This window comes from Pseudomonas sp. EA_15y_Pfl1_P101 (assembly GCF_963970835.1).
GTDB classification, from domain to species: Bacteria; Pseudomonadota; Gammaproteobacteria; order Pseudomonadales; family Pseudomonadaceae; genus Aquipseudomonas; species Aquipseudomonas tritici.
In genome coordinates this window covers 467,187-491,144 of sequence record NZ_CAXAPA010000001.1, presented here as the reverse complement: position 1 = coordinate 491,144, position 23,958 = coordinate 467,187, and the positions used below count along the sequence as shown (strand labels likewise).

Here is a 23,958-nt window from a genome sequence, read left to right as displayed (position 1 = left end):
AAGAAAGAAGCCGTGATCGGCAGATGCGCGCCTTGGAACGCAAGGCACGCAAACTTGGATTGCAGCTGGTTAAAGCGGCTTAAATTTTAAGAGCAAAAACAATGAGTTATTTTTTGTTTGATAAGAGTCGGCTTGCTCGCGAATACGGTCTATCCGTTACCGATGTGCTGACTGACCCACCGCTGTCGCGAGCAAGCCCGCACATTTGATTGATGTTGTTTGTGAGGCTCACAAAAAAGCCCGGCTGATCATCGATCAGCCGGGCTTTTTGTTGCTTGAAGACGAGTTACTTCTTCAAGCCGTAATGCTCATCCAGCATGCCAGGGGCGTTCGGCGTTTTTGGCGCGTAGTCCCGTGGAGGCTCCTGGTTTTCCCGCGGCGGGGTCAGGCGCTCCCGCGGCGCTTGAGGTGCATCGGAATGCAGCGCGGCCAGCAGACGCTGACGGGTAATGTCGTCGAGGGCCAGGCGGTTGGCACCATCGGCGAGGTGGTCCTGTACATCCTGGTAGCTCTGGGTGAGCTTCTTGACCAGGGTCGCGGTGCTGTTGAAGTGGGTAACCACCTCATTCTGATAACTGTCAAAACGTTCCTGAATGTCATCCAGCTGACGCTGCGTGCGGTTAGGCGCGGCATTCGGCAGCAGGCGAGCAACCAGGAATCCAATGGCGACACCGGCAACCAGGGCAAGAGTCGGCAACAACCAAACTAAGAGCGAGTGTTCCACGAGTCCTTCCTCTATAAACGGCTTTGCTTTACGTTAACGGCTCAAACCTGCGCTGTATACCGCGATTAAGCTCGCAATGATGCCAAGCACAGACTTTTAGCTAGACGAGTCGACCCATTGAGAGGTCACGGAGTTCATCTCTTGCTCATGCGTGAAACCCCCGTTTTGATCGATGGCCCGGTAGGCCAATTGGAAGCCCTGTACCTGGATCACCCCGAGCCGCGTGGCCTGGCGTTGATCTGCCACCCTAACCCGGTGCAGGGTGGGACCATGCTTAATAAAGTTGTGTCGACCCTGCAGCGCACTGCCCGCGATGCTGGATTGATTACTTTGCGTTTCAATTACCGTGGTGTCGGCGCAAGTGCCGGCACCCACGACATGAGCACCGGTGAAGTGGACGATGCCGAAGCGGCCGCCGCTTGGCTGCGGGAAAAACACCCCGAGCTGCCGATCACCTTGCTCGGTTTTTCCTTCGGTGGCTACGTCGCTGCCAGCCTCGGCGGCCGCCTTGAAGCCAAGGGCGAAAAACTGTCACATCTGTTCATGGTGGCCGCTGCGGTGATGCGCTTGAGCGATAACGACCTGCTGCCCCAGGGGTGCCCATTGACCCTGATCCAGCCTGAAACCGATGAAGTGGTCGACCCACAACTCGTCTACGACTGGTCCGCCGCCTTGAAACGCCCCCATGAGCTGCTGAAAGTGGCAGAATGCGGACACTTTTTTCATGGCAAGCTCACCGATCTAAAGGATCTGGTCCTGCCGCGCCTCTCGAATTGATAGCAGTCTGATAAGCGATTACCCATGACGACTCGTACCCGTATCCTCACCGGCATCACCACCACCGGCACGCCGCACCTGGGCAACTACGCCGGTGCGATCCGCCCGGCGATCCTTGCCAGCCAGGACGCCAATGCCGACTCCTTCTACTTCCTGGCCGACTACCACGCCCTGATCAAATGCGATGACCCACAGCGCATCCAGCGTTCGCGTATGGAAATCGCCGCGACCTGGCTGGCGGGTGGCCTGGATGTAAACCGGGTGACGTTCTATCGCCAGTCGGACATCCCGCAAATCCCCGAGCTGACGTGGCTGCTGACCTGCGTGGCCGCCAAGGGCCTGCTCAACCGCGCCCACGCCTACAAGGCCTCGGTGGACAAAAACGTAGAAACCGGTGAAGACCCGGACGCGGGCATCACCATGGGCCTGTACAGCTACCCGGTGCTGATGGCGGCGGACATCCTGATGTTCAATGCGCACAAAGTGCCGGTCGGCCGTGACCAGATCCAGCACGTGGAAATGGCCCGCGACATCGGCCAGCGCTTCAACCACCTGTTTGGCAACGGCAAAGAATTCTTCACCATGCCTGAGGCGTTGATCGAAGAAAGCGTCGCCACCTTGCCGGGCCTGGACGGCCGCAAGATGTCGAAAAGCTACGACAACACCATTCCGTTGTTCACCAGCGCCAAGGACATGAAGGACGCCATCTCGCGGATCGTCACCGACTCCCGCGCGCCAGGCGAAGCCAAGGACCCGGACAACTCGCACCTGTTCACCTTGTACCAGGCCTTTGCCAGTAAGGCCCAGGAAGAAGAATTCCGCGCCGAGCTGCAACAAGGCCTGGGCTGGGGTGAGGCGAAAAGCCGTCTGTTCCAGCTGCTGGATGGGCAGTTGGGCGAAGCGCGCGAGCGCTACCACGCGCTGATGTCGCGCCCATCGGATATGGAAGACCTGCTGCTGGTTGGCGCCAAAAAGGCCCGTGCCGTGGCGGCGCCGTTCCTCGCCGAGCTGCGTGAAGCAGTTGGCCTGCGTTCGTTTGTCGAGCAAGCTGCGGCGCCGGTCGCTGCGAAGAAGAAAGCCGCAAAAGCCGCGCGCTTTGTGAGCTTTCGCGAAGACGACGGCAGCTTCCGCTTCCGCCTGTTGGCCGCCGATGGCGAGCAATTATTGCTGTCGCGTCATTTCGCCGACGGTAAGGCCGCCGGTGCCGTGACCAAGCAACTGCAAAACGGTGACCCGCTGGATGTGCGCCCTGAGGCCCTGAGCTTCAGCGTATGGCTGGACGGTAGCGCGGTAGCGGACAGCGCCGAGTTCGCCGACGAAGCGTCCCGCGATGCCGCCATCGCCGCGCTGCGCGTCGCGTTGACCCCCCTCGAGGATTAACCCGACCAAGGGTTGATTGCCATTATCCAGGGCCGTCGTTACAGTGACCGCCCGTTTTTGTTGCCTTGCTAACGAAATTATGACGCCCCTAGAACGATATCAAGCTGATTTGAAACGCCCTGAGTTCTTCCATGACGCGGCCCAGGAAACGGCAGTGCGTCATTTGCAGCGCCTGTACGACGACCTGGTCGCGGCCTCGCAAAGCAAGCCAGGTATGTTCAGCAAGCTGTTTGGCAAAAAAGACCACACGCCGGTCAAGGGCCTGTATTTCTGGGGCGGCGTGGGCCGTGGCAAGACCTACCTGGTAGATACGTTCTTCGAAGCACTGCCGTTCAAGGAAAAGGTGCGGACGCACTTCCACCGCTTCATGAAGCGTGTGCACGAAGAGATGAAGACCCTGCCGGGCGAGAAAAACCCGCTGACCATCATCGCCAAGCGCTTTTCTGATGAGGCGCGGGTGATTTGCTTCGATGAATTTTTCGTCTCCGACATCACCGACGCCATGATCCTTGGCACGCTGATGGAAGAACTGTTCAAGAACGGCGTGACGCTGGTCGCCACCTCGAACATCGTGCCTGACGGTTTGTACAAGGACGGTCTGCAGCGCGCACGCTTCCTGCCGGCCATCGCGCTGATCAAGCAGAACACCGAGATCGTCAACGTCGACAGTGGCGTCGACTACCGCCTGCGCCACCTGGAGCAAGCGGAGCTGTTTCACTTCCCGCTGAACGAAGCGGCCCATGAAAGCTTGAAAAAAAGCTTCCGTGCGCTGACGCCGGAATGCACCCAGGCGGTGGAAAACGACAAGCTGATGATCGAGAACCGCGAAATCATCGCATTGCGTACCTGCGATGATGTGGCCTGGTTCGAGTTCCGCCAACTGTGCGACGGCCCGCGTAGCCAGAACGACTACATCGAACTGGGTAAGATCTTCCACGCGGTGATTTTGAGCGGCGTGGAGCAGATGAGCGTGACCACCGACGACATCGCGCGACGCTTTATCAACATGGTCGACGAGTTCTACGACCGTAACGTCAAGCTGATCATTTCGGCGGAAGTCGAGCTGAAGGACCTGTATACCGGCGGTCGTTTGAACTTTGAGTTCCAGCGCACGCTGAGCCGCTTGTTGGAAATGCAGTCCCACGAGTTCCTGTCGCGCGGTCACAAACCTTAAGAGCGATGTAAATCAAATGTGGCCGCGAGCAAGCCCGCGCCCACATTTTTACCGCGTTCAACCTAACTTAGGCCGCCTGCTGGAACTGCTGGCGATACTGGTTCGGCGACAGTTCGGTGTGCTGCCTGAACAGCCGCGCAAAGAAACTCGCATCGTCATAACCCACCTCATAACTGATGGTCTTGATGCTCTTGCGGCTGCCCGAGAGCAGTCCCTTCGCCGTCTCAATCCGCAGCCGCTGCAGGTAATGCAGCGGCTTGTCACCCGTGGCGGTCTGGAAGCGGCGCATGAAATTGCGGATGCTCATGCCGTGTTCCCGTGCCACATCTTCGAAGCGAAATTTGTCTGCGAAATGCTCTTCGAGCCAATGCTGGATCTGCAGGATGATCACGTCCTGGTGCAGCTTCTGCCCGCCAAACCCAATGCGTCCAGGTGCATAGCTGCGCTGCACTTCGTAGAGGATGTCGCGGGCCACGGCCTGGGCGATGTTGGCGCCGCAGAAACGCTCGATCAAGTAGATGTAGAGGTCGCACGCCGAGGTGGTGCCGCCAGCGCAATACAGGTTGTCGGCGTCGGTGAGGTGCTTGTCCTGGTTGAGCTGGACCTTGGGGAAGCGCTCGCTGAAGGCGTTGAAGAAACGCCAGTAGGTGGTCGCCTCCTTGCCGTCGAGCAGGCCGGCTTCCGCCAGCCAGAACACCCCGGTGGCTTCGCCGCACAACACCGCACCGCGGGCATGTTGCTCGCGCAGCCACGGCAGCACTTGAGGGTAGCGCGCACATAAGGCGTCGAAGTCATCCCAGAAGGCCGGTAATACGATGATGTCGGCGTCTTCCAGGCCGCCGTCCACCGGCATGATCACATCACTGAAGCTGCGCACCGATTGCCCGTCGGGGCTGACCAGCCTTGTCTCGAACGCAGGGGTCAGGCCCTGGCCCAGTTGCTTGCCGTAACGCAGGCTGGCGAGGTGGAAGAAATCCTTGGCTTGCATGAGGGTTGAAGCGAATACCCGATCAATGGCCAAAATGCTGATGCGCCGCAACGGCGTGGAGATTTGGTTAGACATAATTTCATTTATTCTTATAGGGGAAAGTGGTCACCAGACGGCTGGATCGTCTTATTTTTTGTCGCATGTGTCCAGTGTCCCGTGATGCCTTCGGGGCATAGTCTCTGTGGGTTCGTCTTTGTCCGACAATCCACGCAGGTGACCCATGATTCCCAGAACCTTGTTCAGCCCGGAACACGAACTCTTCCGCGAAAGCGTGCGTACCTTCCTTGAAAAAGACGCCGCGCCGTTCCATGGGCAATGGGAGAAACAGGGCTACATCGACCGAAATTTGTGGAGCAAAGCGGGGGAGGCGGGGATGCTGTGTTCTCATCTGCCGGAGGAATACGGCGGGCTGGGCGCGGACTTTTTGTACAGCGCGGTGGTGATCGAGGAGATCAGCCGGCTGGGCCTCACTGGCATCGGTTTTTCCCTGCACTCGGATATTGTGGCGCCTTACATCCTGCATTACGGCAGTGAGGCGCTGAAGCACAAGTACCTGCCCAAGTTGATCTCCGGCGAGAGGGTCACGGCTATTGCCATGACTGAACCGGGGGCGGGTTCCGACCTGCAAGGGGTCAAGACCACGGCCGTGCTGGAGGGCGATGAGTATGTGATCAATGGTTCCAAGACCTTCATCACCAACGGCTATCTGGCCGAGTTGGTAATAGTCGTCGCCAAGACCGACCCCAAGGCCGGCGCCAAAGGCATCAGTTTGTTTCTGGTGGAAGCCGACACGCCGGGGTTCGCCAAGGGCAAGCGCCTGGAGAAGGTTGGCATGAAGGCCCAGGACACATCGGAGCTGTTCTTCCAGGACGTGCGTGTGCCCAAGGAAAACCTGTTGGGCCAGGCGGGCATGGGCTTCGCGTACTTGATGCAGGAGTTGCCTCAGGAGCGATTGACGGTGGCGATCGGCGCGCTGTCGTCGGCCGAGGCGGCGTTGGGGTGGACCCTGGAATACACCCGCGAGCGCAAGGCGTTCGGCAAGGCGATTGCGGACTTCCAGAACACCCGCTTCAAGCTGGCGGAGATGGCCACCGAGATTCAGATCGGCCGCGTGTTTGTGGACAAGTGCATGGCGTTGCACCTGGAAGGCAAGCTGGATGTGCCTACGGCAGCGATGGCCAAGTACTGGGCCACGGACTTGCAGTGCAAGGTGCTCGACGAGTGCGTGCAGCTGCACGGCGGCTACGGCTTCATGTGGGAATACCCGATCGCCCGGGCCTGGGCGGATGCGCGGGTGCAGCGGATTTATGCGGGGACCAATGAGATCATGAAGGAAATTATTGCGCGGGCGCTTTGATGATTTTGTAGCGATGCTTAGGGCCTCTTCGCGAGCAAGCCCGCTCCCACATTCAACCGCATTCCAAATGGATGTACTCGGTCAAATGTGGGGGCTGGCTTGCCTGCGATAGCGGTCTACCGGTCTACCGGTCAATCAGGGAGCAGGATTTGGGTGATCCTTTTGAATCGCCTCAATCCCTTCCAGCACCTCCTTCGTGAGCTTCAGATCAGCACTGGCAATGTTGCTGTCCAGCTGCTCCAGGCTTGTCGCCCCGATGATGTTGCTGGTCACAAACGGCTGCTGCGTGACAAACGCCAAGGCCATCTGTGCCGGGTCCAGACCATGCTCCCGAGCCAGCGCCACATAACGACTGCACGCCGCTTCCGACTGCGGGTTGAAGTAGCGGCTGAAGCGGCTGTATTCCGTCAGCCGTGCTTTTGCAGGGCGCGCGCCGTTCTCGTACTTGCCGCTGAGCATACCGAACGCCAGTGGCGAATACGCCAGCAAACCGCACTGCTCACGAATCGCGACTTCCGCCAAACCCACCTCAAAACTGCGGTTGAGCAGGTTGTACGGGTTCTGGATCGACACCGCGCGGCTCCAGCCACGGGCTTCGGCCAGGGCGAGGAATTTCATGGTGCCCCACGGCGTTTCATTGGACAGGCCGATGTGGCGGATCTTGCCGGCTTTCACTTGCTCGTCCAGCGCTTCGAGGGTTTCCTCCAGCGGGGTGAGGTCGTCTTCGTCCTTGTGCTTGTAGCTCAGTTGGCCGAAGAAGTTGGTGCTGCGCTCCGGCCAGTGCAGTTGGTAAAGGTCGATCCAGTCGGTTTGCAGGCGCTTGAGGCTGGCATCCAGGGCTTCAACGATGTGCTTGCGGTTGTGCCGCAGGTGGCCGTCGCGGATGTAATCAATGGTGTTGCCGGGGCCGGCGATCTTGCTGGCAAGGATCCAGTCGGCGCGGTCGCCACGGCTTTTGAAGTAATTACCGATATAACGCTCGGTGGTGGCATAGGTGTCGGCCTTGGGCGGCACCGGGTACATTTCGGCCGTGTCGAGGAAGTTTATCCCCGCGGCCTTGGCTCGCTCGATCTGTGCGAAGGCCTCTGCTTCGCTGTTCTGCTCGCCCCAGGTCATGGTGCCCAAGGCTATCGCGCTCACGTTCAGATCCGTACGGCCCAGCTGTCGATAATCCATCGGGTACTCCTTCAGGGAAAACAATCATAAAAGCAGGTTGAATTTTTTTTCGCAATCTGCATAATTGCCCACCTCTTTCTGCAGTGGAAGTGATGCGCCGTCTGCCGAAGAATCTTGCCGTTGAACGGACGCGCCGACCCGAGCCCCCGATAGCGTCTGTATCCGGCTGCCTTTGACTTGTCAAAGTACGCACTATTCAGTAAGATCCGCCGTCTAATTTACAGGGCGGCCCCTGAGGCTATTAAAGAATGACAACTTTTACTGCAAAACCGGAAACAGTTCAGCGCGACTGGTTTGTCGTCGACGCCGCTGGTCAGACCCTGGGTCGTCTGGCCACTGAAGTCGCCAGCCGTCTGCGTGGCAAGCACAAGCCTGAGTACACCCCTCACGTTGACACCGGTGACTACATCGTGATCATCAACGCTGAGCAGGTACGTGTTACCGGCAACAAAGCGCAAGACAAAATGTACTACCGTCACTCCGGTTTCCCAGGCGGTATCAAGTCTTCGAACTTCGAAGGTCTGATCTCCAAGAAGCCTGAAGCCCCGATCGAAATCGCGGTCAAAGGCATGCTGCCGAAGGGCCCACTGGGTCGCGATATGTTTCGCAAGCTGAAAGTCTATGCGGGCGCTGTACACCCTCATGCTGCTCAGCAGCCCCAAGAACTGAAGTTTTAACGGAATAGTTCATTATGTCGGCGACTCAAAATTACGGCACTGGCCGTCGCAAAACCGCAACCGCACGCGTTTTCCTGCGTCCGGGCACTGGTAACATCTCGATCAACAACCGCACTCTGGAAAACTTCTTCGGTCGCGAAACTGCCCGCATGGTAGTTCGTCAGCCGCTGGAACTGACCGAGACCGTTGAAAAGTTCGACATCTACGTCACCGTTATCGGTGGCGGTGTAAGTGGTCAAGCTGGCGCAATCCGCCACGGTATCACTCGCGCTCTGATGCAGTACGACGAAACCCTGCGTGGCGCTCTGCGCAAAGCAGGCTTCGTGACTCGCGATGCCCGTGAAGTTGAACGTAAGAAAGTCGGTCTGCGTAAAGCGCGTAAGCGTCCGCAGTACTCGAAGCGTTAATTCGCTTTACGTTCCACAAAGCGCCCAGCCTCCTCACGGAGCTGGGCGTTTTTTATTGCCTGCGATTTATGCATAAAAATCGCCGTGACAACTTGCCACATCCGTAGACCCCCTATACTACAAGGCCTGGAGGCGGAGCCCCGGGCAATTCCCTTGTCATACGTGGGGCTTTTCATTACCATTCGGCAAAATTTTTATAAGTTCAGATTTAATACTTAGTAGACGCCTGATTTAACAGGCCAAAAAGCTGATGGGAGAGGACTGAATGAGCAATGACGGCGTGAATGCAGGCCGGCGTCGCTTCTTGGTAGCAGCCACATCCGTGGTGGGTGCTGCAGGAGCGGTGGGGGCTGCGGTCCCGTTCGTGGGGTCATGGTTTCCCAGTGCCAAGGCGAAAGCCGCAGGTGCACCGGTGAAGGTGAATATCAGCAAGATCGAGCCAGGCCAGCAGATGATTGCTGAATGGCGCGGCCAGCCGGTTTTCATTGTTCGTCGTACAGAGGAAATCCTGGGGAATCTCAAGAAGATCGAGGGCCAGTTGTCTGACCCGAAGTCCGAGAAGTCCGACCAACCCGCCTACGCCAAGAACGAAGCACGTTCGATCAAGCCAGAGATCCTGCTGGTGGTTGGTCTGTGCACCCACCTGGGGTGCTCGCCGACCTTCCGCCCGGAAGTCGCTCCTGTGGACCTGGGCAAGGATTGGGTCGGAGGTTATTTCTGCCCCTGCCACGGTTCCCACTACGACCTCGCCGGCCGCGTCTATAAGTCCCAGCCTGCGCCTTTGAACTTGCCGGTTCCTCCGCACGAGTACGAATCTGACGACATCATTGTCATTGGCCTCGATAAGGAGAACGCGTCATGAGTAAGTTCATGGATTGGGTGGATGCGCGCTTCCCCGCCACTAAAATGTGGGAAGACCATCTCAGCAAATATTACGCGCCGAAAAACTTCAACTTCTTCTACTTCTTCGGCTCCCTGGCCCTGCTGGTGCTGGTCAACCAGATCGTCACCGGCGTATGGCTGACCATGAGCTATACGCCGTCGGCGGAGGAAGCGTTTGCTTCCGTCGAATACATCATGCGTGACGTCGAGTACGGCTCGATCCTGCGCCTTCTGCACTCCACGGGCGCGTCGGCGTTCTTTATCGTCGTGTATATGCACATGTTCCGTGGCCTGCTCTACGGCTCGTACCAGAAACCTCGCGAGCTGGTGTGGGTCTTCGGCATGCTGATCTACCTGGCGCTGATGGCCGAAGCCTTCATGGGCTACCTGCTGCCCTGGGGCCAGATGTCGTACTGGGGCGCCCAGGTGATCATCTCGTTGTTCGGCGCGATCCCGGTAATCGGCAACGACCTGACCCAGTGGATTCGCGGTGACTACCTGATCTCTGGTATTACCTTGAACCGCTTCTTTGCGCTGCACGTTGTTGCCCTGCCGATCGTGATTCTCGGCCTGGTAGTGCTGCACATCCTGGCGCTGCACGAAGTGGGTTCCAACAACCCTGATGGCGTGGACATCAAGAAGCACAAGGACGAAAACGGCATCCCGCTGGACGGCATTCCGTTCCACCCTTACTACACCGTCAAAGACATTGTCGGTGTAGTGGTGTTCCTGTTCGTGTTCTGCTCGATCGTGTTCTTTTTCCCGGAGATGGGCGGTTATTTCCTGGAGAAACCTAACTTCGAACAGGCTAACGCCTTCAAGACACCTGAGCACATTGCCCCGGTCTGGTACTTCACGCCGTTCTACGCGATCTTGCGCGCAATCCCCGACAAACTCATGGGCGTGATCGCCATGGGCGCGGCCATTGCGGTGCTGTTCGTGTTGCCTTGGCTCGACCGCAGCCCGGTCAAGTCCATGCGCTACAAGGGCTGGCTGAGCAGGATCTGGCTGTGGGTGTTCTGCATTTCGTTCGTGATCCTGGGTGTGCTGGGCGTATTGGCGCCGACGCCTGAGCGTACGTTGCTGTCGCAGGTCTGCACCTTCCTGTACTTCGCCTACTTCATTCTGATGCCGTTCTATACCCGGCTCGAGAAGACCAAACCGGTTCCGGAAAGGGTGACTGGCTGATGAAAAAGTTATTTGTTGCATTGATGCTTGCGGCCTTGCCGCTACTGTCCTTCGCTGCCGAACACGGCGGCCCGGAGCTGGAAAAAGTCGATATCGACGTCTCGGATAAAGCCGCCCTGCAAGACGGCGCGCGGACGTTCGCCAACTACTGCATGGGCTGTCACAGCGCCAAGTTCCAGCGTTATGAGCGTGTCGCCGATGACCTCGGCATTCCTCATGAAACGATGCTGGAGAAGCTGGTGTTCACCGGTGCCAAGATCGGCGACCACATGAACATCGGCATGAAGCCTGCGGATGCCAAGGCCTGGTTCGGTGCTGCACCGCCTGACCTGACCCTGGTGGCGCGCGTGCGCGGTACCGATTGGCTGTATGGCTACCTGAAATCCTTTTATGAAGACCCGTCGCGCCCTTTCCAGGTCAACAACCGCGTGTTCCCGAACGTCGGCATGCCTAACGTTCTGGTCGGCCTGCAAGGCAAGCAAGTGGTAGGATGCAAGCAGATTCAGGTCGTTGAAGACGGCAAGAAGCAATACGATCCGTTGACCGGCACGCCGTTGACTCATGAAGCGTGCGATCAACTGACGATAGAGACTCCAGGTTCCCAGACTGAGGAGCAGTTCGACGGGACGGTCAAGAACCTCGTGACCTTCCTGGCCTACTCTGCCAACCCGGTCAAATTGCAGCATCAGCGCATCGGTACGTATGTGTTGCTGTACCTGGCTTTCTTCTTCGTATTCGCCTATCTGCTCAAACGCGAATACTGGAAGGATGTGCATTGATCCAACCGTAAGCAATTGCTGTTAATCTTGCGCGCCCAGCGGCATCTCTGAACACGTAGCGATCTGGTTGTGCCAGGCGTTATAGAGATGCTCTCTGGGCGCGCTCGTTTTTGAGCTTTCGATAATTTCAACAAGCGAGGAGGACCGCCATGGGCGTGACCAACCGGTTGGCCTGTTACTCCGACCCCGCCGACCACTATTCCCACCGAGTACGCATCGTGCTCGCAGAGAAGGGTGTCAGCGCCGAGATCATCACTGTGGAGGCAGGTCGCCACCCGCCGAAACTGATCGAAGTGAACCCTTACGGCAGCTTGCCCACCTTGGTCGATCGTGACCTGGCGTTGTGGGAGTCAACCGTGGTGATGGAATACCTGGATGAGCGTTACCCGCATCCACCTTTGCTGCCGGTGTACCCGGTGGCGCGTGCCAACAGCCGCCTGCTGATCCATCGGATCCAGCGTGACTGGTGTGGGCTGGTGGATCTGATTCTGGACACACGCAGTAAAGAGCCGGCACGAGTGCAGGCGCGTAAGGAATTGCGCGAGAGCCTGACCGGTGTTTCGCCGTTGTTCGCCGACAAACCTTTTTTCCTCAGCGAGGAACAAAGCTTGGTGGATTGCTGCCTATTACCGATACTCTGGCGCTTGCCGATTCTCGGTATTGAACTGCCGCGGCCGGCCAAGCCGCTGCTTGATTACATGGAGCGCCAGTTTGCGCGTGAGGCTTTCCAGGCGAGTCTGTCTGGTGTCGAACGCGATATGCGCTAAGGCTTAAGGAGCCGCTGATGAACTCCAGTCGACCCTACTTGGTCCGCGCGCTCTATGAGTGGATTGTGGACAACGATTGCACCCCGCACATGCTGGTCAATTCCGAATTTCCTGCGGTTCAGGTACCGGAGGGTTTTGCCAGTGATGGACAAATTGTGCTGAACGTATCGCCGAGTGCCGTGCGCCACCTGCACATGGACAACGAAGCCGTGAGCTTTGAAGGGCGTTTCGGCGGCGTACCGCATACGCTTTACGTGCCGACTGGCGCCATCCTCGGCATTTATGCCCGGGAGAACGGCCAAGGCATGGTGTTCGATCTGGAGTCGCCTTTCGAGGATGACGAAACGATCGAAGCAGAAGATGGCGACGATCTGCCGCCACCGGATTCCGAGCCACCGCGCCCTAGCGGCCGGCCGAGCCTGAAAGTCGTGAAGTAACCGGTTTTCACCCTCGGGTGAGCCTCAAAAATGCCTCGATCTGTGTCGGGGCATTTTTTTGCGCGCAGGATATCAATGAAAGTCGTGCCCGGGCAGTGATCGTACAACCGCCATGGGCTATGATGCGTGTTCAAGTTCGCCGAGAAAAATGGATCATCATGGATAACGCTTCCACCGCCCCTCGTCTTCCCCGCAAGCGTCGCAGCCTTGCCCAGGAATTGGTCACGGTGTTGTCCGAGCAGATCCGCGACGGTCAGCTCAAGCGTGGCGATAAACTGCCCACCGAGTCGGCGATCATGGATGCCCATGGGGTCAGCCGCACCGTGGTGCGTGAGGCCATCTCACGCTTGCAAGCGGCGGGGCAGGTCGAGACCCGTCACGGTATCGGCACGTTTGTGCTGGATACGCCGAGCCCAAGCGGCTTCCGTATCGACCCGGCCACCGTGGTAACGCTGCGTGATGTGTTGGCGATTCTGGAATTGCGGATCAGCCTGGAAGTGGAGTCCGCAGGGTTGGCCGCATTGCGTCGCAGCGACGAGCAACTGGCCGCCATGCGTGCGGCGCTCGATGCCCTGAATGAAAGCGCGGCCCATGCCGGCGATGCTGTAGCCTCCGATTTTGCGTTTCACCTCGAAATTGCGCTGTCGACCGGTAACCGCTACTTCACCGATATCATGACCCACCTGGGCACCAGCATCATTCCGCGTACCCGTTTGAATTCTGCGCGCTTGGCGCATGATGACCAGCAGCATTACATGGGGCGTTTGAGCCGCGAGCACGAAGAAATTTATGAGGCGATTGCGCGCCGGGATTCAGATGCGGCGCGGGCGGCGATGCGGTTGCATTTGACGAATAGTCGTGAGCGGCTGCGCCATGCCCATGAAGAGGCGGAGGCGCAGCGGGGGTAAGGACCGAGGTTAAGGATATGGATTTGATGACGGATCTAAGAAGATTACAACTTCGCTTGCATCCTCATCAAAAACCTTGCGTACGACTTGTTGTAAGCCAGTCACAGTACTGAAAATCTCATCACCAATTTCTGGCTCGTAATCCAGTGGGCGTGGTGGTTTGCCTTTTTGCGCGATTTTAACTGTCAGATTCTTGGACATGGGTCACCTCTAAAATTATAAGAAGAAACGTGCCCCCCGAATTTTCTGTGCCCTAAACTTTTACTGTAACGATCTTTCGGGAAGTCGAATGTACGTTATGGATGTAATGAATAAGGCTCTACTGTCAGAACTGACAGTAGCGACGAACGGCTTTTAGAGATTGATCCGTTTGAGCAAGATTTAGGTTTGTCTCAAGGCTGCGGCTTATTCGGCTTGTAGTCCTTCAACAACAAATACGTACTCCACCCCCACCAATCATTCGTCCAGTGCTTGTCGTTCAAGTCATTCACATCCTTGCGCCTCAGCACCTTTTTACCCTCTACCTTAAACAGCGGTGAGAAGTTATTCGCCGCGTTCTGCGCGGCATTCAGGTCCGGCACATGCAGCGGTGCCTTGAAGTTGGCCGGGGAGGGCGGAACACCACTGATGAAGGTGTCGAAGACCTCATCCGCCGAGGCCTGCACCGCACGTTTTACCTGCGTCCGGTTGTCCGCGTCGATGGCGTCGAAGTAGCGTTTATCCCCATAAGCGTGCCACTGATCTCCTAGGGCATTGCGCACCTTGAGCCCGAACGTGCTGTCTTCATCGTGCATGAAACGGCTGATCAGCGAGCCCAATTCACCGGGCGTTACCACGGCCGCCAACTGCTTGCGCGGAACCCGCAAGTGGCCTGCGGAAAACAGATCGGTCAAAAAGTGATCAGCAAAGCTGTTCATGGCATACGCCAGTTCCAGGGCCTGGTCGGTGCCGGTTTGGTGAGCCACCACGGCTTGTTGCAGCGCCGCCGTATGCCCCGCCAAATAGGCCGACAGCGCCCATTCGCCGAAGTGGTCGGCATTGTCCGCCGCCAGTTTCAGGTAGCGGCCCAACGGGACAAGCGCCGAAACAGCGCTGCCACCGCCAGTGATGCGGTTCCATTCCTCAGACAGCGTATCGCCCAGGGCGTCATAGGCTTGATGAGCCTGCTTGCCGTCCTTTATTGCCTGTTTGACCGCAGTGACCTCCTTTTGCATCACCGCCAGGATCTTGTGTGCTTCTTCTCGCGAAGCGGGCAGCACGGCCAGCGAGTTGAAAGCGCCAGTGAAGCGCTGCACGCGCTCTGCGGGGGACGCACCATCGCTGATGGGCTGGCCGGGGATGCCATAGAAGTCGCCGCCCAGGGCGATCACTTGGCCATAGGTGAGCGCCAAGCCGTTGGGCAGGTGCAGTTCGACTTGGCGCGCGGGGATCGCCGGTGCGTCCTTGACGAAGCGCAACAGGGTGTCATCGCCAATGGCAGTGTGTTCACCGCCTTCGAAACGTAGGGTAGGCGTGTTTTTTTCGGGTGCCGCGAGTTCAAACCCTGACATGTTAGCTCCTTGCTATGTCGTAGGAATCTTCCTTTGATACTGTATGCACATACAGTATTGCCGAGCTTAGAGGAAATTTTTCCTACGTCAAGAAGGCGGCTCTAAACACCTTGCGGATGAAGTTTGATGAATTGCAGTTGACGAATATTTTTATAGTTGTACGATGACGTACGACATCACCAAAACCAACAATAACCTTTCGACAGAAAGTCTTTACCCAGGGTGTTCGAATAATGAATCCACAAGAACTGAAGTCCATCCTCTCCCACGGTCTGCTCTCTTTCCCGGTGACCGATTTCAATGCCCAGGGTGACTTTCACCAGGCGGGCTACATCAAGCGTTTAGAGTGGCTGGCCCCGTATGGCGCGACCGCCTTGTTCGCGGCCGGCGGCACTGGTGAGTTTTTCTCCCTCGCTGCCAGCGAATATTCCCAGGTGGTGAAAACCGCCGTTGATACCTGCGCGACCAGCGTGCCGATCCTCGCCGGCGTGGGCGGTTCGACCCGCCAAGCTATCGAGTACGCTCAAGAAGCCGAGCGTCTGGGGGCCAAAGGCCTGCTGTTGCTGCCGCACTACCTCACCGAAGCCAGCCAGGACGGCGTTGCCGCTCACGTTGAAGCCGTGTGCAAATCGGTCAAGATCGGCGTGGTGGTCTACAACCGCAATGTCTGCCGCCTGACCGCACCGCTGCTGGAACGTCTGGCCGAGCGCTGTCCGAACCTGATCGGCTACAAAGACGGCCTGGGTGACATTGAGTTGATGGTGTCGATCCGCCGTCGCCTGGGTGACCGTTTCAGCTACCTTGGCGGCCTGCCGACGGCAGAGGTTTACGCCGCTGCCTACAAGGCCTTGGGCGTGCCGGTGTACTCCTCGGCGGTGTTCAACTTCATCCCGAAAACCGCGATGGATTTCTATCACGCGATTGCCCGCGAAGATCACGCTACCGTTGGCAAAATCATTGACGACTTCTTCCTGCCATACCTGGACATCCGTAATCGCAAAGCCGGTTATGCCGTGAGTATCGTCAAGGCCGGTGCAAAAATCGCAGGCTATGACGCCGGCCCGGTGCGTACGCCGCTGACCGACCTGTTGCCGGAAGAGTACGAAGCCCTGGCCGCGCTGATCGACAAGCAAGGCCCGCAATAACCTATCTATAAGGCCGCTGAGCAATCAGCGGCCTTTTGCGTCAGGAGAAGATTCGTGTCCCAAGCCCAACGTTTTGACAACTACATCAACGGCCAATGGGTGGCCGGCGCTGACTATTGCGTCAACCTCAACCCGTCGGAGTTGTCCGATGTCATTGGTGAATACGCCAAGGCTGATGTCGCCCAAGTCAACGCCGCCATCGATGCTGCTCGCGCGGCGTTCCCGGCCTGGTCCACTTCCGGCATTCAAGCGCGCCACGATGCCTTGGATAAAGTCGGCAGCGAAATCCTCGCGCGCCGCGAAGAGCTCGGCACCTTGCTGGCTCGGGAAGAAGGCAAGACACTCCCCGAGGCCATCGGCGAAGTGACCCGTGCCGGTAACATTTTCAAGTTCTTCGCCGGCGAATGCCTGCGCTTGTCCGGTGACTACGTGCCGTCGGTACGTCCAGGCGTCAACGTTGAGGTCACTCGCGAAGCCTTGGGTGTGGTCGGCCTGATCACTCCGTGGAACTTCCCGATTGCCATCCCCGCGTGGAAGATCGCCCCAGCCCTGGCCTACGGCAACTGCGTAGTGATCAAACCTGCTGAACTGGTACCGGGTTGCGCCTGGGCCCTGGCCGAAATCATCTCGCGCGCCGGTTTCCCTGCCGGTGTATTCAACCTGGTGATGGGCAGCGGTCGTGTGGTGGGCGATGTGCTGGTCAACAGCCCGAAAGTCGATGGCATCAGCTTCACCGGTTCTGTCGGTGTAGGTCGCCAGATCGCTGTCAGCTGTGTCTCGCGCCAGGCCAAAGTGCAACTGGAAATGGGCGGCAAGAACCCGCAGATCATCCTCGACGACGCCGACCTCAAGCAGGCCGTCGAGCTCTCAGTACAGAGCGCGTTCTACTCCACCGGCCAGCGTTGCACCGCCTCCAGCCGCTTGATCGTCACCGCCGGTATTCACGACCAGTTCGTCGCGGCCATGGCTGAGCGCATGAAGTCGATCAAAGTCGGCCACGCCTTGAAAAGCGGCACCGATATCGGCCCGGTCGTTTCCCAGGCCCAGTTGGACCAGGACCTCAAGTACATCGACATCGGCCAAAGCGAAGGTGCGCGGCTGGTCAGCGGTGGCGGCCTGGTGACCTGTGATACCGAAGGCTACTACCTGGCGCCGACGCTGTTTGCCGACAGCGAAGCCGCCATGCGCATCAGCCGTGAAGAAATCTTTGGCCCAGTCGCCAACGTTGTGCGCGTGGCGGACTACGAAGCGGCGCTGGCCATGGCCAACGACACCGAGTTCGGTTTGTCGGCGGGCATTGCCACTACTTCGCTGAAGTACGCCAACCACTTCAAACGCCACTCCCAGGCCGGGATGGTGATGGTCAACCTGCCAACTGCGGGTGTGGATTATCACGTTCCATTCGGTGGCCGTAAGGGCTCATCCTATGGTTCGCGTGAGCAAGGTCGCTATGCACAAGAGTTCTACACCGTGGTGAAGACCAGCTACATCGGTTCGTAACAGCGACACCAGGTGGGGGCCAGATGCCTGCTGGCTCCCCCAACAAAAAAACAGAAAACCATTACCCGCAAAAAAAATAATTAGTGGGAGTACTTCTACATGCAAGCGACCAAGCCGACCCACGTCCGCTATTTGATCCTGCTCATGCTGTTTCTGGTGACAACGATCAACTACGCCGACCGGGCCACCATCGCCATCGCAGGCTCCAGCCTGCAAAAAGACCTCGGTATCGACGCGGTCACCCTCGGTTACATCTTCTCCGCATTCGGTTGGGCCTACGTGGCCGGGCAAATCCCCGGCGGCTGGCTGCTGGACCGTTTCGGCTCGAAAAAAGTCTATGCCCTGAGCATCTTCACCTGGTCACTGTTCACCGTGCTGCAAGGCTATGTCGGTGAGTTCGGCGTCTCCACCGCCGTTGTTGCGCTGTTTATGCTGCGCTTCATGGTGGGCCTGGCCGAAGCGCCATCCTTCCCCGGTAACGCACGTATCGTGGCAGCGTGGTTCCCTACCGCTGAGCGCGGTACCGCCTCGGCGATCTTCAACTCGGCGCAGTACTTTGCCACTGTGTTGTTCGCGCCACTGATGGGCTGGATCGTCTACCGCTTTGGCTGGCAGCACGTGTTTATCGTGATGGGCGTGATCGGCATTACCTTCTCGCTGATCTGGCTGAAAGTTATCCACAGCCCGCGCCAGCACCCGCTGATCAACGAAGCAGAGCTCAATCACATCGCCGCCAACGGCGCGATGGTCGATATGGATCAGGACAAAGGCAAGGGCAAGAAAACTGACGGTCCGAAGTGGGATTACATCCGCCAGCTGCTGACCAACCGCATGATGCTCGGCGTCTACTTGGGCCAGTACTGCATCAACGGCATCACTTATTTCTTCCTGACGTGGTTCCCGGTGTACCTGGTGCAGGACCGTGGCATGACCATCCTCAAGGCGGGTTTCATCGCCTCGTTGCCAGCGATCTGCGGGTTTATCGGTGGCGTGCTCGGTGGGGTGATTTCCGACTACCTGCTGCGCAAGGGCCATTCCCTGACGTTCGCGCGCAAAGCGCCGATCATTGCCGGCCTGTTGGTCTCCAGCAGTATCATCGCGTGTAACTACGTTGACGTTGAGTGGATGGTCGTGGGCTTCATGGCGTTGGCCTTCTTCGGCAAAGGCGTTGGCGCACTGGGTTGGGCGGTAGTGTCCGACACTTCGCCGAAACAAATCGCCGGCCTCAGTGGCGGCTTGTTCAACACCTTCGGTAACCTGGCGTCGATCACCACCCCGATTGTCATCGGTTACATCATCGCCACCACCGGTTCGTTCAAGTGGGCCCTGGTGTTCGTCGGCGCCAACGCGCTGGTGGCGGTATTCAGCTACCTGGTCATCGTCGGTCCGATCAAGCGTGTGGTACTCAAAGAGCCACCAGCCAAAGGCCCAGAGCTGACCAACCTTACCGAAGCGCATTCCTGAGGGGCGATGTAATGCAGTTGATTGAACATGCCGACTCGCCGCGCTCGATTCGTTTGCACGAGCGCGACAACGTGGTGATCGTGGTCAATGACCAGGGTGTACCGGCCGGGACGGAGTTTCCGGATGGCCTGGTGACCGTGGATTTCATCCCCCAGAGCCACAAGGTGACCTTGGAAGATATCCCTGAAGGCGGTCAGATAATTCGCTACGGCCAGACCATCGGTTACGCCTTGGCGCCGATTCCGCGCGGCAGTTGGGTGCAGGAAGATCAACTGCGCATGCCGACCGCGCCGCCGCTGGACAGCTTGCCGCTGTCCACCGAGGTGCCTGAGACCCAGGCGCCGCTGGAAGGGTTTACGTTCGAGGGATACCGCAATGCCGACGGCACCGTGGGCACGCGCAATATCCTCGGCATCACCACTACGGTGCAGTGTGTCACCGGGGTGCTGGACCATGCGGTCAAGCGCATCAAGGATGAGTTGCTGCCCAGGTACCCACATGTCGACGACGTAGTGGCGCTGACCCACAGCTACGGCTGCGGGGTGGCGATCACGGCGACGGATGCCTACATCCCGATCCGTACCGTGCGCAACCTGGCGCGCAACCCGAACCTGGGGGGCGAAGCACTCGTGATCAGTCTGGGCTGTGAGAAATTGCAGGCCGGGCAGGTGATGCACGATAACGACAGCTCCGTTGACCTCAGCGAGCCGTGGCTGTATCGGCTGCAGGACTCCAGCCACGGTTTCACCGAGATGATCGAGCAGATCATGGCGCTGGCCGAGACGCGCTTGAAGAAACTCGACCAGCGTCGCCGGGAAACCGTGCCGGCGTCCGAGCTGATCCTGGGCATGCAGTGTGGTGGCAGCGATGCATTTTCCGGCATCACCGCCAACCCGGCACTGGGCTACGCCTCGGATTTGCTGTTGCGGGCGGGGGCGACGGTGATGTTTTCCGAAGTCACTGAAGTCCGTGATGCCATCTACCTGCTGACTTCGCGTGCAGAGAGCAAGGAAGTTGCCCAGGAACTGGTCAGGGAAATGGACTGGTACGACCGTTACCTGGCCAAGGGCGAAGCGGATCGCAGTGCCAACACCACGCCGGGCAACAAGAAGGGCGGCTTGTCGAACATCGTCGAGAAGTCCTTGGGCTCTATCGTCAAATCCGGCAGCAGCGCAATTAATGGTGTGCTGGGCCCGGGCGAGCGTTTCAAGGGCAAGGGCCTGATCTTTTGCGCCACGCCGGCCAGTGACTTTGTGTGCGGTACCTTGCAACTGGCGGCGGGGATGAACCTGCATGTGTTCACCACCGGGCGTGGCACGCCTTATGGGCTGGCGATGGCGCCAGTGGTGAAGGTGTCGACCCGTACGGAGCTGGCGCAGCGCTGGCCCGACCTCATCGATATCGACGCCGGGCGTATTGCTACTGGGCGCGCGAGCATCGAGGAGTTGGGTTGGGAGTTGTTTCACTTCTACCTGGATGTGGCCAGCGGCAAAAAGCAGACGTGGGCCGAGCATCACAAGCTGCATAACGACATCACCTTGTTTAACCCTGCGCCTATTACTTGAGACCGAGTCGCCAGCTTCGCGAGCAAGCCCGCTCCCACATTCGACCGCGCTCATGCTGGAGGAATGCGGTCAAAATGTGGGAGCGGGCTTGCTCGCGAAAGCGGTAGACCAGACGAAGCGGCCCACACTGGCTTATCATTAGCCACCTAACGACGCTCACCAAGGTTCTCCCCGGCATGCTGGCAATTTTCCTCACCACCCTCACCATCACCGCGCCGGTGTTTACCATGCTATTCCTCGGTGTGCTGCTCAAGCGCATCAACTGGATCAACGACAACTTTATCCACACGGCTTCATCCCTGGTGTTCAACGTCACCATGCCGGCGTTGCTGTTCCTCGGCATCCTGCATGCCGACCTGCATTCGGCGCTCAAGCCGGGCTTGCTGATTTACTTTTCCGTCGCCACCTTGCTCAGCTTTGCCCTGGCTTGGGGCTGGGCGATCTTTAGATGCAAGCGTGAAGACCGAGGCATCTACACCCAAGGCGCGTTTCGCGGCAACAACGGGGTGATCGGCCTGGCGCTGGCGGCCAGTATGTACGGCGACTACGGCATCTCCCTCGGTGCGATCCTCGCGGCGCTGGTGATCCTGTTCTACAACACGCTGTCGACCATTGTGCTGGCGGTGTACAGCCCGGTGATCAAGTCCGACCCATGGAGCATCTTCAAAAGTGTGGCGGCCAACCCGCTGATCATCAGTGTGATCGTGGCTGCGCCGTTCGCCTATTTTCAGATCGGCCTGCCGGGCTGGCTGGAAAAATCCCTGCAGTACCTGGCAGACACTACGTTGCCACTGGCGTTGATCTGCATTGGCGGCACGTTGTCCCTGGCGGCGCTGCGCAAGAGCGGCAACATGGCGTTGAGCGCGAGCTTGATGAAAATGGTCTGGCTCCCGGTCGTCGCCACGCTGGGGGCATGGTGGCTTGGCTTCCGAGGGCCAGAGTTGGGGATTCTGTTCCTGTACTTCGGCGCACCGACTGCCGCTGCAAGCTTCGTGATGGCGAGGGCAGCTGACGGTAACCATGAATTGGCGGCGGCGATTATCGTAATCACCACGCTGATAGCGGCGGTGACTACGAATATCGGGATCTTTGTGTTGCAGGCCGGTGGTTGGATCTGAGATCGGTGGTGTGGTTCAGGGCCAATCGCAGGCAAGCCCGCTATCTGACAGTCAATGCTTATCGGCCTGATACGCCTCAATCACTTCCTGCGCCGCCCGAAACGCATCAATCGCCGCCGGCACACCGGCATACACCGCGCAATGCAGCAGCGCCTCGCGGATCTCTTCCACCGTGCAACCATTATTCAGTGCGCCCCGCACGTGGCCCTTGAGTTCCTGCGGGCACTTCAGCGCGGTCAGGGCGGCGAGGGTGATCAGGCTGCGGGTTTTCAGCGATAACCCTTCGCGGTTCCACACACTGCCCCAGGCATGTTCGTTGACGAAGTCCTGCAGCGGCTGGGTGAACTCAGTGGCATTGCCCAGGGCGCGGTCGACGAACACATCGCCCATGACCTGGCGACGCATTTCAACCCCGGGCTTTTTCTGATCGGTCATTGCGATTCCCTCTTGTGTTGGCGGCGCCAGGCTCGCAGCGTGCTGAACAACAGAAAAGCCACCAGCACTGGCAGGACATAAAACACCATCAGGTGTTCAAGCTTGTTGGCCAGGGGCATACCGGTGGTGAACGCCATCACGTGCAGCCCGTAGGCCAGGTATAGGCCCAGCAGCACCAGGCCTTCGGCGCGAGTCAGGCGGTAGCCGGTATAGAACATCGGCAGGCACAGGACCACGACAGCCAGCATCACCGGCAGGTCGAAGTTCAGAGCGTTGGGCGATACTGACAGCGGCGAAGGGGCGAGCACGGCGGTCAAGCCCAAGACGCCAAGCAGGTTGAACAGGTTGCTGCCGATCACGTTGCCCACGGCAATTTCCCGCTGCCCGCGCAGGGCGGCAATCAGCGACGTCGCCAGGCACGGCAGCGAGGTGCCGACGCCGATCAGCGTCAGGCCAATCACGCGCTCCGACAGGCCCAGATCGCCCGCCACATCCACCGCTGCGCCCAGCAGCAAATGCCCGGCCAGCACCAGGATCAACAACCCGCTGAGCATCTGCAGCACGCTGCTCAGCCAGGGGGCGCGGGCCACTGTATCCAGCGTGCGTGGGCGGCGAGAGTGACGGGTCTGGTAGTGCAAAACGCCGAGGTAAGCGGCCAGGGCCACGAGCAGCAACAGGCCGTCGGTTGGGGTAAGTTCTTCATTGCCCGCCAGGGTAAACACCAGCAGCCCGGCCAGGATCATCACCGGGATGTCCAGGCGCACCAGCTGCCGCGAGACTCGCAGCGGAATGATCAGCGCCGACAGGCCCAGGGTCACCAGGATGTTGAAGATGCTGCTGCCGATTACGCTGCCCACGGCGATGTCCGTATTGCCCGCCAGGGTGGCCTGCAGGCTGACGGTCATCTGTGGCGCGCTGCTGCCGAAGGCGACAATCGTCAGGCCGATGATCAGCGGCCGTACCTTGAGGCTTGCGGCCAGGCGCACGGCGGCGCGCACCAGGATTTCGGCGCCGATGATCAGCAGCAAGAGGCCGCTGAGCAATTCCAGCAGGCTCCAAGGCGAGAGGGCGATTAGTCTGAAAATGGCCAGGCCTCCATCGTCAGTTGCTCAAGGCTTGTACGCGCACTCGCGCTGTACCGCTGCTGATCATGCCCAACTGCTCGGCAGCCTTGCGTGAAAGATCGATCAAGCGCCCACGGATGTGCGGGCCGCGATCATTGATGCGGACAACCACGGATTTGTCGTTGTCGAGATTGGTGACCTTGACCTGGGTGCCGAACGGTAATCGCCGGTGGGCGGCGGTCAGGCCGTATTGGTTGAAGGGTTCACCGCTGGCAGTCTTATTGCCGTGGTGTTTGGCGCCGTAATAGGAGGCGGTGCCGGTTTCGTCATAGCCGTTGGGGTTGATGACGCCGCTGGCGCAACCGGCCAGTAGAGAGAACAAGGCCAGTAGGCCAAGTAGACGCTTCATTTTCAAGATGCCCCATAACAAATGTGGGAGCTGGCTTGCCTGCGATGCAAACGACTCGGTGTCTCAAGAACACCGAGGTGATGCAAT

Annotated in this window: 25 protein-coding genes; 17 read left to right on the top strand and 8 right to left on the bottom strand. The window is 58.8% G+C overall.

Going from position 1 to position 23,958, the window contains the following annotated elements; translation table 11 throughout:
• Positions 1 to 286: 286 nt before the first annotated feature.
• On the bottom strand, positions 287 to 724 hold the full coding sequence (locus AACY36_RS02370; RefSeq protein ID WP_004372274.1) for a YhcB family protein: 438 nt from the start codon (positions 722 to 724) through the stop codon (positions 287 to 289).
• 147 nt (positions 725 to 871) lie between these two features.
• On the opposite strand from AACY36_RS02370, the gene AACY36_RS02365 reads away from it, so the two are divergent.
• From AACY36_RS02365 to zapE, 3 genes are all read left to right on the top strand, one after another.
• Positions 872 to 1,501: an alpha/beta hydrolase gene (locus AACY36_RS02365; protein ID WP_049710016.1), complete on the top strand. Its 630-nt coding sequence runs from the start codon at positions 872 to 874 to the stop codon at positions 1,499 to 1,501.
• A 24-nt stretch (positions 1,502 to 1,525) separates the two neighbouring features.
• On the top strand, positions 1,526 to 2,881 hold the full coding sequence (locus AACY36_RS02360; protein WP_339496707.1) for a tryptophan--tRNA ligase: 1,356 nt from the start codon (positions 1,526 to 1,528) through the stop codon (positions 2,879 to 2,881).
• A gap of 79 nt (positions 2,882 to 2,960) precedes the next feature.
• The gene (gene zapE, locus AACY36_RS02355) at positions 2,961 to 4,055 is read left to right on the top strand and encodes a cell division protein ZapE (RefSeq protein WP_012722199.1); all 1,095 of its coding nucleotides are present in this window, start codon (positions 2,961 to 2,963) and stop codon (positions 4,053 to 4,055) included.
• A gap of 67 nt (positions 4,056 to 4,122) precedes the next feature.
• Here zapE and AACY36_RS02350 read toward each other — a convergent pair whose 3' ends face one another.
• Positions 4,123 to 5,043: a GlxA family transcriptional regulator gene (locus tag AACY36_RS02350; RefSeq protein ID WP_175405787.1), complete on the bottom strand. Its 921-nt coding sequence runs from the start codon at positions 5,041 to 5,043 to the stop codon at positions 4,123 to 4,125.
• 220 nt (positions 5,044 to 5,263) lie between these two features.
• Between AACY36_RS02350 and AACY36_RS02345 the strand changes: the two genes are divergently transcribed.
• Positions 5,264 to 6,400 carry an acyl-CoA dehydrogenase family protein gene (locus AACY36_RS02345; RefSeq protein ID WP_339427162.1) on the top strand — a complete coding sequence of 379 codons (1,137 nt, stop codon included), beginning with the start codon at positions 5,264 to 5,266 and terminating at the stop codon, positions 6,398 to 6,400.
• A 135-nt stretch (positions 6,401 to 6,535) separates the two neighbouring features.
• On the opposite strand, the gene AACY36_RS02340 is transcribed toward AACY36_RS02345, so the two are convergent.
• Complete coding sequence (locus tag AACY36_RS02340; protein WP_339417456.1) at positions 6,536 to 7,576, bottom strand: NADP(H)-dependent aldo-keto reductase; 1,041 nt, start codon at positions 7,574 to 7,576, stop codon at positions 6,536 to 6,538.
• Between the two features lie 248 nt (positions 7,577 to 7,824).
• Here AACY36_RS02340 and rplM point away from each other — a divergent pair, with 248 nt between their 5' ends.
• From rplM to AACY36_RS02300, 8 genes are all read left to right on the top strand, one after another.
• Positions 7,825 to 8,253 carry a 50S ribosomal protein L13 gene (gene rplM / locus AACY36_RS02335; RefSeq protein WP_003171742.1) on the top strand — a complete coding sequence of 143 codons (429 nt, stop codon included), beginning with the start codon at positions 7,825 to 7,827 and terminating at the stop codon, positions 8,251 to 8,253.
• A 14-nt stretch (positions 8,254 to 8,267) separates the two neighbouring features.
• Positions 8,268 to 8,660: a 30S ribosomal protein S9 gene (gene rpsI / locus AACY36_RS02330; protein WP_003216038.1), complete on the top strand. Its 393-nt coding sequence runs from the start codon at positions 8,268 to 8,270 to the stop codon at positions 8,658 to 8,660.
• 265 nt (positions 8,661 to 8,925) lie between these two features.
• Positions 8,926 to 9,522, top strand: coding sequence for a ubiquinol-cytochrome c reductase iron-sulfur subunit (gene petA / locus AACY36_RS02325; RefSeq protein ID WP_339417458.1), 597 nt, complete (start codon positions 8,926 to 8,928; stop codon positions 9,520 to 9,522).
• Complete coding sequence (locus tag AACY36_RS02320; RefSeq protein ID WP_339417459.1) at positions 9,519 to 10,730, top strand: cytochrome b; 1,212 nt, start codon at positions 9,519 to 9,521, stop codon at positions 10,728 to 10,730. The genes petA and AACY36_RS02320 overlap by 4 nt, the downstream gene beginning before the upstream one ends.
• A complete protein-coding gene (locus AACY36_RS02315; protein ID WP_339496706.1) occupies positions 10,730 to 11,509 on the top strand; it encodes a cytochrome c1 in 780 nt (259 codons plus the stop codon). The genes AACY36_RS02320 and AACY36_RS02315 overlap by 1 nt, the downstream gene beginning before the upstream one ends.
• 149 nt (positions 11,510 to 11,658) lie before the next feature.
• Positions 11,659 to 12,276 carry a glutathione S-transferase N-terminal domain-containing protein gene (locus tag AACY36_RS02310; RefSeq protein WP_339417462.1) on the top strand — a complete coding sequence of 206 codons (618 nt, stop codon included), beginning with the start codon at positions 11,659 to 11,661 and terminating at the stop codon, positions 12,274 to 12,276.
• A gap of 17 nt (positions 12,277 to 12,293) precedes the next feature.
• A complete protein-coding gene (locus tag AACY36_RS02305) occupies positions 12,294 to 12,713 on the top strand; it encodes a ClpXP protease specificity-enhancing factor (RefSeq protein ID WP_339417464.1) in 420 nt (139 codons plus the stop codon).
• 158 nt (positions 12,714 to 12,871) lie between these two features.
• Positions 12,872 to 13,621, top strand: coding sequence for a FadR/GntR family transcriptional regulator (locus AACY36_RS02300; protein ID WP_339427161.1), 750 nt, complete (start codon positions 12,872 to 12,874; stop codon positions 13,619 to 13,621).
• A 9-nt stretch (positions 13,622 to 13,630) separates the two neighbouring features.
• Here the strand turns inward: AACY36_RS02300 and AACY36_RS02295 are convergent, their stop codons facing one another.
• Both AACY36_RS02295 and AACY36_RS02290 read right to left on the bottom strand, forming a co-directional pair.
• Positions 13,631 to 13,822 carry a hypothetical protein gene (locus tag AACY36_RS02295; RefSeq protein ID WP_339417467.1) on the bottom strand — a complete coding sequence of 64 codons (192 nt, stop codon included), beginning with the start codon at positions 13,820 to 13,822 and terminating at the stop codon, positions 13,631 to 13,633.
• 191 nt (positions 13,823 to 14,013) lie between these two features.
• Positions 14,014 to 15,171, bottom strand: a complete 1,158-nt coding sequence (locus AACY36_RS02290; protein ID WP_339427160.1) for a phospholipase — start codon at positions 15,169 to 15,171, stop codon at positions 14,014 to 14,016.
• A gap of 233 nt (positions 15,172 to 15,404) precedes the next feature.
• On the opposite strand from AACY36_RS02290, the gene kdgD reads away from it, so the two are divergent.
• The 5 genes from kdgD to AACY36_RS02265 all read left to right on the top strand — a co-directional run bounded on the left by kdgD (position 15,405) and on the right by AACY36_RS02265 (position 21,963).
• Positions 15,405 to 16,316, top strand: coding sequence for a 5-dehydro-4-deoxyglucarate dehydratase (gene kdgD, locus AACY36_RS02285; protein ID WP_339417470.1), 912 nt, complete (start codon positions 15,405 to 15,407; stop codon positions 16,314 to 16,316).
• 54 nt (positions 16,317 to 16,370) lie between these two features.
• Positions 16,371 to 17,816 carry an aldehyde dehydrogenase family protein gene (locus AACY36_RS02280; protein ID WP_049710003.1) on the top strand — a complete coding sequence of 482 codons (1,446 nt, stop codon included), beginning with the start codon at positions 16,371 to 16,373 and terminating at the stop codon, positions 17,814 to 17,816.
• Between the two features lie 99 nt (positions 17,817 to 17,915).
• The gene (locus AACY36_RS02275) at positions 17,916 to 19,280 is read left to right on the top strand and encodes an MFS transporter (protein ID WP_339417471.1); all 1,365 of its coding nucleotides are present in this window, start codon (positions 17,916 to 17,918) and stop codon (positions 19,278 to 19,280) included.
• 11 nt (positions 19,281 to 19,291) lie between these two features.
• Positions 19,292 to 20,845: a galactarate dehydratase gene (gene garD, locus AACY36_RS02270; protein WP_339417472.1), complete on the top strand. Its 1,554-nt coding sequence runs from the start codon at positions 19,292 to 19,294 to the stop codon at positions 20,843 to 20,845.
• 176 nt (positions 20,846 to 21,021) lie between these two features.
• Positions 21,022 to 21,963 (top strand): AEC family transporter, encoded by a 942-nt coding sequence (locus tag AACY36_RS02265; RefSeq protein WP_339417473.1) that lies wholly within the window; start codon positions 21,022 to 21,024, stop codon positions 21,961 to 21,963.
• Between the two features lie 51 nt (positions 21,964 to 22,014).
• Here AACY36_RS02265 and AACY36_RS02260 read toward each other — a convergent pair whose 3' ends face one another.
• Genes AACY36_RS02260 through AACY36_RS02250 form a run of 3 tightly spaced genes read right to left on the bottom strand, consistent with a single transcriptional unit; the run spans position 22,015 to position 23,871 of the window.
• Positions 22,015 to 22,398 carry a carboxymuconolactone decarboxylase family protein gene (locus AACY36_RS02260; protein ID WP_339427159.1) on the bottom strand — a complete coding sequence of 128 codons (384 nt, stop codon included), beginning with the start codon at positions 22,396 to 22,398 and terminating at the stop codon, positions 22,015 to 22,017.
• Positions 22,395 to 23,441: a calcium/sodium antiporter gene (locus AACY36_RS02255; RefSeq protein ID WP_339427158.1), complete on the bottom strand. Its 1,047-nt coding sequence runs from the start codon at positions 23,439 to 23,441 to the stop codon at positions 22,395 to 22,397. The genes AACY36_RS02260 and AACY36_RS02255 overlap by 4 nt, the downstream gene beginning before the upstream one ends.
• 58 nt (positions 23,442 to 23,499) lie before the next feature.
• On the bottom strand, positions 23,500 to 23,871 hold the full coding sequence (locus AACY36_RS02250) for a septal ring lytic transglycosylase RlpA family protein (RefSeq protein WP_339417478.1): 372 nt from the start codon (positions 23,869 to 23,871) through the stop codon (positions 23,500 to 23,502).
• Positions 23,872 to 23,958 lie beyond the last annotated feature (87 nt).

What these genes read in the sequence shown, in the direction of transcription:
- AACY36_RS02365 (WP_049710016.1), top strand. Translation starts at nt 872, where the DNA reads ATGCGTGAAACCCCCGTTTTGATCGATGGCCCGGTAGGCCAATTGGAA.
- AACY36_RS02360 (WP_339496707.1), top strand. Translation starts at nt 1,526, where the DNA reads ATGACGACTCGTACCCGTATCCTCACCGGCATCACCACCACCGGCACG.
- zapE (WP_012722199.1), top strand. Translation starts at nt 2,961, where the DNA reads ATGACGCCCCTAGAACGATATCAAGCTGATTTGAAACGCCCTGAGTTC.
- AACY36_RS02350 (WP_175405787.1), bottom strand. Translation starts at nt 5,043, where the DNA reads ATGCAAGCCAAGGATTTCTTCCACCTCGCCAGCCTGCGTTACGGCAAG.
- AACY36_RS02345 (WP_339427162.1), top strand. Translation starts at nt 5,264, where the DNA reads ATGATTCCCAGAACCTTGTTCAGCCCGGAACACGAACTCTTCCGCGAA.
- AACY36_RS02340 (WP_339417456.1), bottom strand. Translation starts at nt 7,576, where the DNA reads ATGGATTATCGACAGCTGGGCCGTACGGATCTGAACGTGAGCGCGATA.
- rplM (WP_003171742.1), top strand. Translation starts at nt 7,825, where the DNA reads ATGACAACTTTTACTGCAAAACCGGAAACAGTTCAGCGCGACTGGTTT.
- rpsI (WP_003216038.1), top strand. Translation starts at nt 8,268, where the DNA reads ATGTCGGCGACTCAAAATTACGGCACTGGCCGTCGCAAAACCGCAACC.
- petA (WP_339417458.1), top strand. Translation starts at nt 8,926, where the DNA reads ATGAGCAATGACGGCGTGAATGCAGGCCGGCGTCGCTTCTTGGTAGCA.
- AACY36_RS02320 (WP_339417459.1), top strand. Translation starts at nt 9,519, where the DNA reads ATGAGTAAGTTCATGGATTGGGTGGATGCGCGCTTCCCCGCCACTAAA.
- AACY36_RS02315 (WP_339496706.1), top strand. Translation starts at nt 10,730, where the DNA reads ATGAAAAAGTTATTTGTTGCATTGATGCTTGCGGCCTTGCCGCTACTG.
- AACY36_RS02310 (WP_339417462.1), top strand. Translation starts at nt 11,659, where the DNA reads ATGGGCGTGACCAACCGGTTGGCCTGTTACTCCGACCCCGCCGACCAC.
- AACY36_RS02305 (WP_339417464.1), top strand. Translation starts at nt 12,294, where the DNA reads ATGAACTCCAGTCGACCCTACTTGGTCCGCGCGCTCTATGAGTGGATT.
- AACY36_RS02300 (WP_339427161.1), top strand. Translation starts at nt 12,872, where the DNA reads ATGGATAACGCTTCCACCGCCCCTCGTCTTCCCCGCAAGCGTCGCAGC.
- AACY36_RS02295 (WP_339417467.1), bottom strand. Translation starts at nt 13,822, where the DNA reads ATGTCCAAGAATCTGACAGTTAAAATCGCGCAAAAAGGCAAACCACCA.
- AACY36_RS02290 (WP_339427160.1), bottom strand. Translation starts at nt 15,171, where the DNA reads ATGTCAGGGTTTGAACTCGCGGCACCCGAAAAAAACACGCCTACCCTA.
- kdgD (WP_339417470.1), top strand. Translation starts at nt 15,405, where the DNA reads ATGAATCCACAAGAACTGAAGTCCATCCTCTCCCACGGTCTGCTCTCT.
- AACY36_RS02275 (WP_339417471.1), top strand. Translation starts at nt 17,916, where the DNA reads ATGCAAGCGACCAAGCCGACCCACGTCCGCTATTTGATCCTGCTCATG.
- garD (WP_339417472.1), top strand. Translation starts at nt 19,292, where the DNA reads ATGCAGTTGATTGAACATGCCGACTCGCCGCGCTCGATTCGTTTGCAC.
- AACY36_RS02265 (WP_339417473.1), top strand. Translation starts at nt 21,022, where the DNA reads ATGCTGGCAATTTTCCTCACCACCCTCACCATCACCGCGCCGGTGTTT.
- AACY36_RS02260 (WP_339427159.1), bottom strand. Translation starts at nt 22,398, where the DNA reads ATGACCGATCAGAAAAAGCCCGGGGTTGAAATGCGTCGCCAGGTCATG.
- AACY36_RS02250 (WP_339417478.1), bottom strand. Translation starts at nt 23,871, where the DNA reads ATGAAGCGTCTACTTGGCCTACTGGCCTTGTTCTCTCTACTGGCCGGT.